Below are 13,520 nucleotides of genomic sequence, written 5' to 3'. Positions count from 1 at the left end.
CGGTATGCTGGCGCTATAAGAAAATTTCTTCATCCCATCTTCTCACCCAATCTTCGTTTCCTTGATTGACGAGACCAATGAGTCCAGATCTTGCGATATTATATCTTTTGTAGACAGCAATAAGCTCGTGGAAGTCCTCATCAGATGCTCCATTGTTCTCAAATACCAGCACTATGCTGTCGGACTCGCCGTATACATCTTTGATAGATACTATCTTTTTTAGCCATTCAAACAGAGCGTCTTCGTCCATCGGCGAATAAAAGAATACACGTGATGCCCGAACTTCAATCATCGCCGGTGGCCCCCGGGATACACATTTACGTGCCCCCTGCCTTTCCTATCCTGAACGTCCCAGTGAGGCCCCCCATGGGCGCGTCCTCCGGAGCCCGTGGGCACCCAAATATTGCCGTCAGCGTCCACCCAACCTGACTTCCCTCTCGAGGGACCTTCTTCCACCGTTCCCCAGTCTGCCCCATTTGGCGGGTCGCTGAAACCCTCGTCTTCACCGGGCTTTCCCGGGGCCTTAGCTCCGTTCGGATCGCTCGCATCTGCCGGAGCCTTGTTGCAGAACACACCAGTCCAAGTGCAAATGTTCCGCCGCCCGTTTTCTAGTGTGGGCCAAGTGAAGGGGAGCGTTGGTAGTTCTTGTGGGACCGGCATCGGCATTGCGCCGGGGGGGACAAAAACGAGCTCTCCTTTCGAATTGTAACACAGCGGCGGGCAATCATGTCCTTTGTCACCCGTAACTACAATTTCTTCCTCATCGAATTCGCGTTCTCCGCTGGGATCGCGACCGTTAACAGGGTCATTTCCCACATATCCATACAGATTGGCCTGATCCTGATACCCAATCGGATCGGTCTGCATGAATCTACCGAGTGTCGGCGAATACATCCGCGCCTTGTAGTAATACATCCCGATCTGACCGATGTAGAGCTGTCCTGTATACTGAAATCGACCGAAGTTGGTTGCGCCTGGGATGCCATACTCATCGTAAGTGTTGATGACCGTTGGGCTCCCGCTCGCGTCGGCCTGCGATACGATCGACCCTTGATAGTCGGCTTGCAGACTGCGCCGATCGCTTAGACTCGTCCCGTTGTACCAAATTAAAGGATCATCAGCGTTACTTCCGTGGATGTAGCGGGCCGTCGTCGCGCCGTTATACTCAAGCACCACCGCGTCGCCATCGTGGACAAACTCGATTGTCTTGCTTGCGAGTACGATGCGCCACAGGCGTCCCCGCGGATCATATTGGAGCGTAGCGTTGGTGCCAGCCCCTGTCTTTGTGACAAGCCTGTTTTCGACATCGTAAGTGTAAACGGCCGAACCATCGCCTGTGAGGTTCCCGTTCGCGTCGTAGGTGAAAGAGGCGGGGCCCGCAGCGCTGTATTGGTTGAGGCCGTTGGTCGTGTAGTTTCGACTCACATTGACGTAACCGCTGAAGGCATAGCCATCGTTAGTCCGCATCCGACTGGTGACCTGGTTTGCGGGATTATATCCAAAGCTCGTCGTAACATCATAGGTGGAACCACTGAAATCGTCGCTCAGGCCGGTAAGTCGCGAGAGACCGTCATAGGTGTACGTGGTCGTCACAGCGCCGCGAGTTTCGCTAACACGGCGACCCAGGACATCGTAGGTTATGGCCACAATCGTTGTGCTGCCATTTTCCTTCATAGTCGTCGGTCGGTTGAGGCCGTCGTAGTCAGTCGTGAAATAGACGCCATCGGGGTAGGTGATCCGAGTGCGGTTGCCATTCGCATCCCATTGATAGCCGAGCGTTCTAGCCGTCCCGCTCATGTCATTGGTGGTGCTAGTGAGGCGCCCAAAGCCGTCATAGCCATTGATGATGCCAAGCCCCGACGTTGACGCGAACCGCTCGTAGAGCTGAAGCCCGCGCAGGTCGTAGCCGAAATAGACATCCGCCGAGGTGCCGCCGGGGATGTCCTTCACCGTCATCCGGTTAAGCGCGTCATAGGTGTAGTTTATGACGCTCCCATCGCGCTTTCTGAGCGATGTACGATTCCCATTCGCGTCGTAGGTATAGTCCTCATGATCCCCCGTATTGACCGTCCCGGGTGTGGTCGATGACGGAAAATTCCATCGGATGCGGCGGGTATACGCATCGTAAGCAAAGCTAGCTTTGTTGCCATTGGCATCGAAGACGCTCGTCTGACTGCCGTTGGCATCATAGGTATAAGTGACGTAATCCTGCTGGAGCGTTGTCGGAAAGCCATTGGCGGTAGTGACGCCGTACGCCCTCTGGACCTTCAGGAGCTGTCCGGCTGGATCGTAGACATTCTTGGTGATCCGGTCTGGGCCATAGTTTCCCGTGGTGCCGAGCACGCAAGGATCGGGTTGCTGGCTGCTATAGGTGGCCGGATTCATCCGTTGCGCGGTGCAGACAACGCGGTCGTGGGAATCATAGCTGTATTGCGTGATTGACTGGATGCCGCCGCTATAAGCCTGCTCGGCATATTTGCGGCCGATCGGATCAAAGCCTCGCAGCACGGCCTGCGACACGCTGAAGCCTGTCCAGTTCGCCGGCGCGACCGCTTCGGACTGCCAGCTGGTCAATTCACCTGTATCGACTTGGATCAGGTTCCCCGCATCGTCATAGGTATAGCGGACTGCGGGATAATGAAGCGGCCCCGCGCCGTCGGGGTCGGGAGAAATCACGCCGGCCACACGACCCTGGAGGTCGTAGCGAAAGCCGGTCGTGAAATCCGACGGAGAGGATTGTGCCGCTGCCGAACCGCTGAGGATCGCTCCGATGAGCAGTCCTGCGGCTCCGATTGCGGCGCGCATCGTCTTTGCCCTCATGCGCTCCCCCTTCAATAGCAACTGGTAAGACCGGCGCGGGCCGCGGTCTCCCAGATCTTGTTGCCGTTGACGTCATAGCCGTAGCAGGTCCGGAGCGTCTGGCCGTCCGCGGTTACCGCCACCCCGCGCAGGAGGAGATTGTTAGGTCCCGAATCGGGCCCATAATCATAAGCGGTTACAACCTCGTCTGAAGTGCCGCCGCCGCAGGCGCCGCTAACGGTGGCGGTGGTCCGGCAGAACCGCATCTCGCTCACAACCCAGATCGGTGTGGCCTCCTGCACATAGGCGCCCGCGGAATTCTTCACCCAGGCATAACGCTGGATATAGCTATAGCGCTTCACTGGTTGGATGCCGCCTACCGCCGGGCCGGTCTCGGTAAGTACGCCACCATGCACGGAATTGTAGGTGAATGAAGTGGTGTTATTATTGCGGTCGGTTATCGTGAGCGGCCGGTTACAGATACGGGGATTCAGACACTCGCTGGCGTATGTCGTCTGCGTCTCAAGCACGGGCTGGCCGCTGCCGCTTGCCGGCTTGATCTTCCGCTTAGTAATGTTGCCGCGGGCATCGACTTCATAATCGAGGCCGGAGCCGTCGGGCCGGGTTTCCGCCACCAGTTCGCCGCGCGCCCATCCGTAGCCGAACGAATTGTAGTTCTCATCCATCTCGCCGCGGATGGAGTCGTCGATGAAGCTGCCTGACATCACGATCTGGTGTCCGTCGGGATCCTCCCGGACTCCGTGAGAGCCGGTTGGCCCTACGCCACCGCCCTGATCTGGATCCAGCGTCGTAAGGTAATTCCAAGTTCCGTGAATATCGGTGACTTGCGTCACGACCTGCACCTGGCCGGTGTCGCTGTCATACCCGTAGCTATAATGCTTCTCCGAGCCGGTCGAACCGACCCTCCCAGTAGTCACGATGCCCGCGGCGCCAAAAACGATCCGGTATCCTTGGGTATCTCCCGGCCGATTGATCGTCAGCGCTCTGTTGGTATCGTCGTACGTGAAGGTAACAGCGGTTGGCAAAGCCGTCACGCTAGCGCAATCGACAAGTGCAGCTTCGTTGCAATAGACACTGGAGCGATTGTAAAATGTGATCCGCGTCGGCGCGTACAAGGAGCCAAAATTGGGATCGGTTGAGCCGCCACTTACGGCTGTATTTCTTACGTAGCTATACTGCAGGCCATACCCGCGATTAGAGACAATGAATTTCAGTCGGGCAAATTGATCATAGTATAGCTTCCACACTTCCCCATCAGGAAATTCAAAGCGATCAAAGGTATTACTTCCGCTGGAAAAGACACCCCGAGTGCCGTCCATAGTATAGACCCCATCCCGGCTTGGGTCGCTAAAATTCATATAAGTTGCCGGATTTTGTCCAAAGTACGTCATGTAATATGAACCATCGGACTGATAATTCCTGCCACCGGCTATTGCCTTATATTCTCCATTACCACCAGGCATTTGAACGCGATACACCGTGCCGTGAACGGTATACAGATTGACAGCGAAGTAATTGGTGCTCAAACCTTCCTTAAAGGCAAAGCCGAGCACACTTGCCATAGGCCAATCGAGCGGAGCCGAGGTCGACCCGTTCGGACTGGCAAGGCTGAGACTGACCCCAAGCGGGCGGGCGGAGGAGCCGTATGAAATAAGCGGGATCTGCAACCGTACGCCGCCATCAAAGACTTCAACACCATTGGCATCAACCACCGCCAGCGGCGGCCTGGGATCAGCGTCGCCACCCTGGGCCATCGAAGCCTGCGGAGCGAGCAGCGCAGTGGCCAGCAATGCCGATGCGGCAATTTTCTTCATGGATTACCCTCTTGGAGGCGGCGGCAAGAGATTGGGTGATTGCGGAGCGCTCTTGCCCGTCAGGGCGTTGGAGTCGGCGTGGGGCAAATCGAGGGCGCCGATGTCGCGACGTCGTAGCGCGCCCGATTACCCGCTCGGTCGAAGCAGGTGCCCGTCGTCCGGGTGTTATTTGGCCCACCGGTCGTCGTGCTTCCGGTCAGGCGACCCAGCGCATCATAGCTGTAGTTGACGGTTTCATTGCCGAGCCCCGCGTCTGAACTAGATGCAGCGGATACCCCAATCGCCGCCGCACCAACGGCGACAACAAACACCAACCTCTTCATGGTCCCCCCGACTCATGCGTTGAAATGTCAATAAGAAGGTTGATGTCCAACATTGCAAGCGCTTTGCGCTACGCCGTCGCAACCAATCTTACCGACGCCGCCTTGGCGCGGCTCCTGCATAGGGGTCCTCGGTAGACGGCGTCGCGATCACGACCGGCGGTGAAGCCTCGACCAGAATTGGCGGGGGCAGTTCCATCGCTCCACTTCCAAGCGTGGTGGCCTTGATGCCGCCCACGATCCTTGGCGCCCCGAAGAGCACAAAACAGCCGGCAACAACGGTCAAGCCGTATCGGACATTCACCCTCCCCGTCAGCATCATGAGGCCCACCCAGGCCACAGCCAGAACTGTCAGAGTGAGCGCGATCGTGCCTAGGAGGGTACCCTGCAGCCATTCAACGGCGACAACGAGGGGACTCGACCCGACGGGATCGGGGAGCGAAAGCGATATGAACGCGCATGGAAACGGTAATTGCAACACGACCGGTATCTCGAATCTGCCGCGGCATATTCACATGATTAATGCGCGTGGTCCATTTGCCAGGCGCGCTCTTCTGGACGCCCGACGCAGGGTGGACCTCTACGGACATGGAACCGAGGGCGGTTCACCCAAATATTTGCGGCGGCAATCACGGATATGGGCGGGTCTACGTTTTTTCGCCGTGGCAGCGATTGGAGGTGACAAATAGTTGGGTGCTGCCCGTTAGGCCCTGCTTTGATGCGCATGCAGCTCGCTTTCGACGCAGCCGGTCGCTTTTGGGCCGCCGTTTCCCGACCATCCTTTAGGTCAGGCGCTGACGACCGCCGAATCGATTTGGATGATGTCAGCGCCCCTCCGCAAAACGTCTAAGTGATCGCTCCACCATTGCGCCATCGCGACCCGCTCAGCCCAGTGCGCGCCCCGATGATACGCCGCGCGCACTTGATCGCGATCCTTGTGCGCCAACGCACGTTCGATCGCATCCGGCTGCCATTTGCCACTTTCGTTCAACAGCGTGCTGGCCATTGCGCGAAAGCCATGCGCGGTCATTTCATCGCCGGTGAAACCCAGCCGACGCAGCGCGCCATTGACGGTGTTTTCCGACATTGGCCGTTGCGCGGTTCTGATGGACGGAAAAACATATGTGCCATCGCCGGTCAGCTCGCGCGCCGATTGTAGCAGAGCAAGTGCTTGCCGCGACAGCGGAACCGAATGTTCCTGCCGCCCCTTCATCTTCGAAGCATCGATCCGCCAGACCGCCGCGTCGAAATCAATTTCTCGCAATTCTGCCTTGCGCAGTTCTCCAGGGCGCACAAACACCAAAGGCGACAGCTTCAACGCAATCTGCGTCAGCGGCTGGCCTTCATACCCGTCGATTGCGCGCAACAATTCGCCGACGCGCTTCGGCTCAAGGATAGCGGCCAGATGCCTGGGTTTCCGACTGGCCAGCGCGCCGCGCAAATCACGGGTCGGGTCGGCTGGCGCAAGTTGATTGGCAACGGCGAAGCGAAACACCGCGCCGACAAATTCCAGCGCGCGCCGCGCCTTCTCGTGGTTCTTCGCCGCTTCGAATGGGCGCACCGCGTTCAGGATCGCGATCGGTTCAATCTCAGCAATCGGGCGAGTCCCGATGGCGCGTTCAACCAGTCCAAGGCTCCACTGCCGCTTGCGAATGGTCGTTTCCGCCAGTCCTTCACGGCGGCACTTCTCAATGAAGGCCGTGGCGACGGCGTGAAAGGTATTCGCCGCGCCGATCTTCCCCGCCGCCTTGTCACGCTGCTTCTTCTCCGCCGGATCGATACCCGTGGAGTGCTGCTCACGCGCAGTGTCCCGACGCTCGCGTGCCAGCTTCAAGCTGACGTCGGGATAGGTGCCAAGAGCAAGAAGTTTCTCGATCCGCTTGGGCTCACCATCCTGTCCCACGCCATTGACCCGATATTTCCACCGCCAGAGCATCCCGCCCGATGGAGAAACGATCACGAACAGGCCCTTCTCATCGGCCAATTTGTAGGGTTTCGCCTTGGGTTTGGCGTTCTTGAGTGCGGTTGCCGTCAGCGCCATTGGGGGTATCTCCCAAACGATCGCCAGCCCGATTTGGGGGTATATTGAAGAGCCTTCCGGCAAATACCCCCACACGTACCCCCAAAAAGGGGCGGTTACTGGCGAACAACCGGGAACAGCCCCGGCCAATTCGGCTTAGTTTTTGGCAGATTTCCGTGGTTTTTGCAATCAATCGCAGACGCTGGCACTCAGGGAAATGGTGCCGCCTACAGGACTCGAACCTGTGACCCCCGCATTACGAATGCGATGCTCTACCAGCTGAGCTAAGGCGGCCCGCCGAAACGCCATGCGCCCGGAGGAGGCGCGCGCTTACCAGCATGGCACCTAGCTGACAAGCGTTGCGATATTCTTGTGGGCCCGCGCGAAAAGTTGCGCCAGCCCCGCGCAACTTTACGCCCCGTTTACCACGGACGGTGCACAAGCCTCGTCACGGGTTAACGGGGGCCAGGGGCCCGAGTGGAGCATCATTCATGGACATGTCGCGGGGCATCAACGATCCGGTTCAGGCGCAGATCGACCAGGATCAGAACCTCGATCAGGACGAAGCCGTTTCCGATCGTCCGCTCGATATCGGCACGGACGAGCGGCGGATGCATGTCCGCGCCTATAATCACTGGGTCACATTGCTCCAGGGCCGCGCCTATCCCTCGATCGAGGATCTGGACCCCGAGAATATCGCCGATTTCGGCCCGCATTCGGTGCTGCTCGACTTCAGCGAGGGCGTGGACAATCCCGCGATCCGCTATCTCGGCCGCGCGCTGCGCGAGGAAACAGATGTCGATCCGGTGATCACCCATGTCGCCGAAGTGCCCAGCCGCTCGCTGCTGTCGCGCCTGACCGACCATTATCTCCAGATCATCGCCAACCGCGCGCCGATCGGCTTCGAAGCCGAGTTCGTCAGCACGCGCGGGCACAACACGCTCTATCGCGGCATATTGATGCCCTTCTCCTCGGACGAGGACACGATCGACTTCATCTATGGCGTGATCAACTGGAAGGAGCTGGTCGATGCCGAGACGCAGGCCCAGCTCAATGCCGAGATCGAGGAATCGCGCCGCGCGGTGCCGAGCTCGCCGCTGAGCGCCGCGATATGGGCCGATGGCCCCAGCGCGGGCCTCGAAGCGCATGAGGAGACCGTGGAGGTCCCCGCCGATTCCTCGCTGGGCGACCGGCTGATGCTTGCGCGCGAATCGGCCGCCGCCGCGCGCGCCTCGGATACGCGCAGCCGTTCGGCGCTGTATCGCGCACTGGCGCGGGCCTATGATTTCGCGCTCGCCGCGGAGGAGGAGCCCGAGACCTATTCGGCGCTGCTCGATCAGGCCGGCCTCACCGTCCAGGCGCGCGCGCCGATGACCCCCGCCGCCAAGCTCGTCTTCGGCGTCGATTACGACAAGACGAGGCTGACCGAATTCGCCGCGGTGATGACGCATGCGCGCCGGTGCGACGTGCCCCAGGGCGGGCTCGACGCGTTCCTCGAGGTGGCCGAGGGCGGCATCAAGGGCGTGGTCAAGGCCGAGCGCGAATATCGCAGGCCCTTGGGCCGCCCCGACCCCAAGCTCGATGTCTATGCCCGCGCCGCCGAGGCGCTCCGCAACCGCCCCGTGCTCGCGCATGTCGATCTGCAGGCGACCGGCGAGTTCGTCGTCCTGCTCGCCCGCGCGAGCGACACTGGGCTCGACATCGTCGCCACGGTCGAGGACGATGCCGCGCTCACCGAACGCGCGGTGCGCAAAGCCGCCGCGTAACGACCCAAAATTAGCGCCCGGCCGGGGTGCGCGCATGATAGTATCAATTGCTACTTTGCTGCGCCCCGAGACTTGAGAAGGTCATTCGGCAGGCGCATAGGGGCGCGCATGCCGAAGATGACAAAGACGCTGCAACAAGCGTTCGAGGCGAAGCTGCTCGAAGGGGCGCTTCCGGGAGAGCTCGAGGGATTCGAGGAGAGCGAGCGGCGGGAGGCGGCCGAGTTCGTCGCCCAGGCCGCGGCGACGCGCCCGCCCGCGACGCCGAAGATCGCGCTCGAAACCTATGCCGACGAGGCACAGCGGCGGATGCGGCTCGCGGTCATCAACGACGACATGCCCTTTCTGCTCGATTCGATCGCGGGCGCGGTCGCCGCGCACGATGTCGCGATCCACCGCATCCTCCACCCCATCATCGCCGCCCGGCGCGACGCCAAGGGCGACCTCGAAGCGATCGGTGAGGGCCGGCCGGAATCGATGGTCTATATCGAGATGGACCGCGGAGATGCCAGGACGCGGCGCGCGCTGATCGCCGAGCTGGAACGCACGCTCGAGCAGGTCCGCGCGGCGGTCGAGGACTGGCGCGCGCTGCAATCGGCGATGGCGGTCGATGCGGTCCATCTGCCGACGCCCGAGGGCACCGAGCTGCTGCGCTGGTTCCTGGGCGGCGCGATGACGTTGCTCGGCCACGAGCAGTGGCGCATCGACGGGACGGTCAGCGGCCAGCTCGGCATCGCGCGCTATTCGCAGGAGGCGCCGATCCTGGCCGAACCGTCGCGCCAGGCGGCGGTCGAATGGTTCCAGCAGGGCGGCGAGGGTCCGCTGCTGCTCAAGTCGAACTGCATCGCGACCGTCCACCGCCGCGTGCCGCTCGACATCGTCGTGGTGCCGATCCTGACCGGCGCCGAAGTGACCGGCCTGTCGATCCATGCGGGCCTGTGGACCAGCGCCGCTTTGTTCGCCTCGCCCGACGAAGTGCCTTTACTGCGCGCGCGGCTGAAGGGTCTCGAAGAGAAGTTCGGCTTCAATCCCAAGGGCCATACCGGCAAGGCGATGGCACATGCGCTGACCGCGCTGCCGCACGACCTGACCACCGCGTTCGACGCCGCGTCGCTCGAAGCGCTCGTCCTCACCTCGATGTCGGTCGCGGACCGGCCGCGGCCCAAGCTGGTGCTGGTGCGCTCGGCGCTGGGGCGGCATCTGTTCGCGTTCGTCTGGCTGCCGCGCGACGAGGTTTCGACCGGCCGCCGCGTCGCGATCGGCGAGATGCTCGCCGAAGCCTCGAGCGCGAAACTCATCAACTGGTCGATCGCGCTCGAAGACGGCGTGGTTGCGCTGCTGCGCTACACGCTCGATCTGCGCGGCGGCGGCACGTTGCCCGACGCGGCGGCGCTCGACGAGCGGCTCGAGCGGATGATGCGCGGCTGGATGCCCGCGGTCGAAGCGGCGCTTGGCGAAGAGGCCGGGCATGGCGCGACGCGGCTGGCGCTGCGCTTCGCCAACGCCTTCCCGATCGCCTATCGCAGCACCGAGACCCCCGAAGAGGCGGCGCGCGATATCCTGCGCATCGCGACGCTCAAGTCCGACGACGACCGTTCGGTGCGCATCTGCCCCGGCAAGCCCGGCGAGTATCGCATCAAGCTCTACCGGATGGGCGGCGCGCTCGCGCTGTCGGACGCGGTGCCGGTGTTCGAGAATTTCGGCTTCCGCGTGATCGACGAGGTGCCGACCACGCTGACCAACGGCAGCGTGATCCATGATTTCGAGGTCGTCCCCGCGGGCGGCAATTCGCGCACGCTGACCGAGGCGCCCGGGCTGGTCGAGGACGCGATCGCCGCGGTGCTCGAAGGCAATGCCGAGAATGACGCGTTCAACCGGCTCATCGTCGAGGCGGCGATGAAGCCCGAATCGGTCGTCCTGTTTCGCGCATGGTTCCGCTATCTGCGCCAGACCGGCATGAACTATGGGCTGGTCACCGTGGTCGATGCGCTGCGCCGCGCGCCCGCGGTCGCGACCGCTTTGATCGAGCGCTTCGCCGCCGCGCACGATCCCGCGCGCGCCGATGCCAAGGCGGCCGAGGCCGCGGCCAAGGCGATCGATGCCGGGCTCGACCAGGTCTCGGCGATCGACGACGACACCATCCTGCGGCGCATCCGCGGCGTCGTGCTCGCGACGCTGCGCACCAACGCCTTCGCGCCCGCCGCGAAGGAAGCGCTGGCGTTCAAGCTCGACAGCGCCAAGGTCCCCGGCCTGCCCGCTCCGCTCCCCTGGCGCGAGATCTGGGTGTACAGCCCGCGCGTCGAGGGTATCCATCTGCGCGCCGGCCCGGTCGCGCGCGGGGGCTTGCGCTGGTCCGACCGGCGCGACGATTTCCGCAGCGAAATCCTCGACCTGATGAAGGCGCAGCGCGTCAAGAACGCCGTCATCGTGCCCACCGGCGCCAAGGGCGGCTTCTATCCCAAGCTGCTCCCCTCGCCCGCCACCGACCGCGACGCCTGGCTCGCCGAGGGCACCGAGAGCTATCGCGTCTTCATCCGCACCCTGCTGTCGGTCACCGACAATATCGTCGCGGGCAAGGTCGTGCACCCGGAGGGCGTCGCGATCCTCGACGGCGACGATCCCTATTTCGTCGTCGCCGCCGACAAGGGGACCGCGACCTTCTCAGACGTCGCCAATGCGATCGCGATCGACAAGGGCTTCTGGCTGGGCGACGCCTTCGCCTCGGGCGGCTCGCATGGTTACGACCACAAGGCGATGGGGATCACCGCCAAGGGCGGCTGGGTCTCGGTCCAGCGCCACTTCCTCGAAATGGGGGTCGACGTTCAGACCCAGCCGGTGCGCGTCGCCGGCTGCGGCGACATGTCGGGCGACGTGTTCGGCAACGGCATGCTGCTCAGCAAGGCGATCAAGCTGGTCGCGGCGTTCGACCATCGCCACATCTTCCTCGATCCCGATCCCGATCCCGCAAAGAGCTGGGTCGAACGCGACCGCATGTTCGCGCTGCCGCGGTCGAGCTGGGCCGATTACAACCCGGCGCTGATCTCGAAGGGCGGCGGCGTGTTCGCGCGGACCGAGAAATCGATCCCGCTCAGCCCCGAGGTCCAGGCGATGCTCGGCACCGACGCGGCCGAGTTCGATCCCACCTCGCTGATCAACCTGATCCTCAAGTCGCAGGTCGACCTGATCTGGTTCGGCGGCATCGGCACCTATGTGAAGGCCGCCGCGCAGAGCCATCTCGACGCGCGCGATCCGGCAAACGACCGCCTGCGCGTCAACGCCGAGGAGATCCGCGCCAAGGCGATCGGCGAAGGCGCGAACCTCGGTGTCACCCAGGCCGCGCGCATCGCCTTCGCGTCGCACGGGGGCCGGATCAACACCGACTTCATCGACAATTCGGCGGGCGTCGATTGCTCGGATAACGAGGTCAACATCAAGATCGCGCTCAACCGCGAGATGATCGAGGGCCGGCTCAAGTTCGAGGACCGCAACACGCTGCTCGCGGCGATGACCGACGATGTGTCGCATCTGGTGCTCGAGGATAACCGCCTCCAGACGCTCGCGCTCTCCTTCCTCGAGAATGACGGCGCGGTGGCGCTTCCCTCTTATGTCCGCGTGATCGAGATCCTCGAGGCGGCGGGCCGGCTCGACCGCAAGGTCGAAGGGCTGGCGGGCAATGAGGAACTGCTCCGCCGGGCGCAGGAGGGCCGCGGGCTCACCCGGCCCGAACTCGCGGTGCTGCTCGCGACCGCCAAGCTCGCGCTGCAGGACGCGATCGAGAATGGCGGGCTCGGTCACGATCCCGAGCTCAAGTCCGACCTGCTCGCCGCCTTCCCGGCCGCGATGCAGAAGAAGTTCGCCAAGGCGATCGAGGAGCATCGCCTGCGCAACGAGATCGTCGCGACCAAGCTCGCCAACCGCGTGATCAACCGGCTGGGCGTGCTCCACCCGTTCGAGCTGGGCGAGGAGGAAGGCGCGTCGATGCGCGACATCGCGGCGATGTTCGTCGTGGTCGAGCGGCTGCTGGGCCTGCCCGAGATCTGGGAGGCGATCGAGACCGGCGACATGAGCGAGGGCGCGCGCATCGCGCTGCTCGACGAGGTCGCGATCGCGGTGCGCGGGCAGATCGCCGACCTGCTGCGCGTCTGCCGCCCCGGCGCGAGCCCGGCGGAGGTGATCCAGCGGCTCAAGCCCGGGATCGACAATCTCGACAAGCAGACCAAGGCGCTGCTGCTCGACGAGGTCAAGACGCAGAGCGGGCGCATCTCCGCCAAGCTCGAGGCCGAGGGGGCGCCCAAGGCGTTGGTCGCCAAGGTCGTCCGCCTGTTCGAACTCGACGGCGCGGTCGGCCTTGCCGATCTGGGCGAGAAGCGGGGGATCGACGAAGCGGTGCTGACGCGCGCCTTCACCCATCTGGGGCAGGCGCTGGGACTCGACTGGGCGCAATCGACCGCCGCGCGGATCACCACCGGCGATCCCTGGGAACGGCTGCTGATCGCGGGCCTGGCGCGCGACTTCCAGCAGCTCCGGCTCGAGTTCCTCGCACGCACCAAGGACAAGGACCCGCAAGCCGGGGTCGAGGCCTGGCTGGCGGCGAACCAGGCCCGGGTCGCGCAGTTCGCGGGGCTGGTCCAGCGCGCGCGGCAATCGGCGGTGCCCAATGCCGCGATGCTGGCGCAGATCGCAGGTCAGGCGCGGGTGCTGCTCGGGCGCGAATAGCGGGAATAATCCTCCCCGGGGGGGAGGTGGCAGCATAGCTGACGGAGGGGTAATCTCCACGAGCAGC

Annotated in this window: 7 protein-coding genes and 1 tRNA gene; 2 read left to right on the top strand and 6 right to left on the bottom strand. The window is 62.9% G+C overall.

The window, feature by feature from the left end:
* Positions 1 to 13 precede the first annotated feature (13 nt).
* From OF829_RS13080 to OF829_RS13055, 6 genes are all read right to left on the bottom strand, one after another.
* Positions 14 to 250 (bottom strand): hypothetical protein, encoded by a 237-nt coding sequence (locus OF829_RS13080; RefSeq protein ID WP_264940507.1) that lies wholly within the window; start codon positions 248 to 250, stop codon positions 14 to 16.
* Positions 251 to 288: 38 nt separating this feature from the next.
* Entirely contained in the window at positions 289 to 2,805 is a 2,517-nt protein-coding gene (locus OF829_RS13075; protein ID WP_264940506.1) for an RHS repeat-associated core domain-containing protein, read from the bottom strand.
* A 26-nt stretch (positions 2,806 to 2,831) separates the two neighbouring features.
* The gene (locus OF829_RS13070; RefSeq protein ID WP_264940505.1) at positions 2,832 to 4,634 is read right to left on the bottom strand and encodes a hypothetical protein; all 1,803 of its coding nucleotides are present in this window, start codon (positions 4,632 to 4,634) and stop codon (positions 2,832 to 2,834) included.
* A 411-nt stretch (positions 4,635 to 5,045) separates the two neighbouring features.
* Positions 5,046 to 5,435 (bottom strand): TrbC/VirB2 family protein, encoded by a 390-nt coding sequence (locus OF829_RS13065; RefSeq protein WP_319951555.1) that lies wholly within the window; start codon positions 5,433 to 5,435, stop codon positions 5,046 to 5,048.
* A gap of 306 nt (positions 5,436 to 5,741) precedes the next feature.
* Positions 5,742 to 6,995: a tyrosine-type recombinase/integrase gene (locus OF829_RS13060; RefSeq protein WP_264940504.1), complete on the bottom strand. Its 1,254-nt coding sequence runs from the start codon at positions 6,993 to 6,995 to the stop codon at positions 5,742 to 5,744.
* Positions 6,996 to 7,192: 197 nt separating this feature from the next.
* Positions 7,193 to 7,268: transfer RNA gene (locus OF829_RS13055), tRNA-Thr, on the bottom strand.
* A gap of 197 nt (positions 7,269 to 7,465) precedes the next feature.
* Between OF829_RS13055 and OF829_RS13050 the strand changes: the two genes are divergently transcribed.
* A complete protein-coding gene (locus OF829_RS13050; protein WP_264940503.1) occupies positions 7,466 to 8,740 on the top strand; it encodes a PAS domain-containing protein in 1,275 nt (424 codons plus the stop codon).
* Between the two features lie 108 nt (positions 8,741 to 8,848).
* Positions 8,849 to 13,453, top strand: coding sequence for an NAD-glutamate dehydrogenase (locus OF829_RS13045; protein WP_264940502.1), 4,605 nt, complete (start codon positions 8,849 to 8,851; stop codon positions 13,451 to 13,453).
* Positions 13,454 to 13,520 lie beyond the last annotated feature (67 nt).

It is taken from the genome of Sphingomonas caeni, assembly GCF_026013415.1.
GTDB classification, from domain to species: domain Bacteria; phylum Pseudomonadota; class Alphaproteobacteria; order Sphingomonadales; family Sphingomonadaceae; genus Sphingomonas; species Sphingomonas caeni.
Note: the sequence above shows the minus strand (reverse complement) of the source record. Positions and strands in the feature narration are given on the sequence as shown.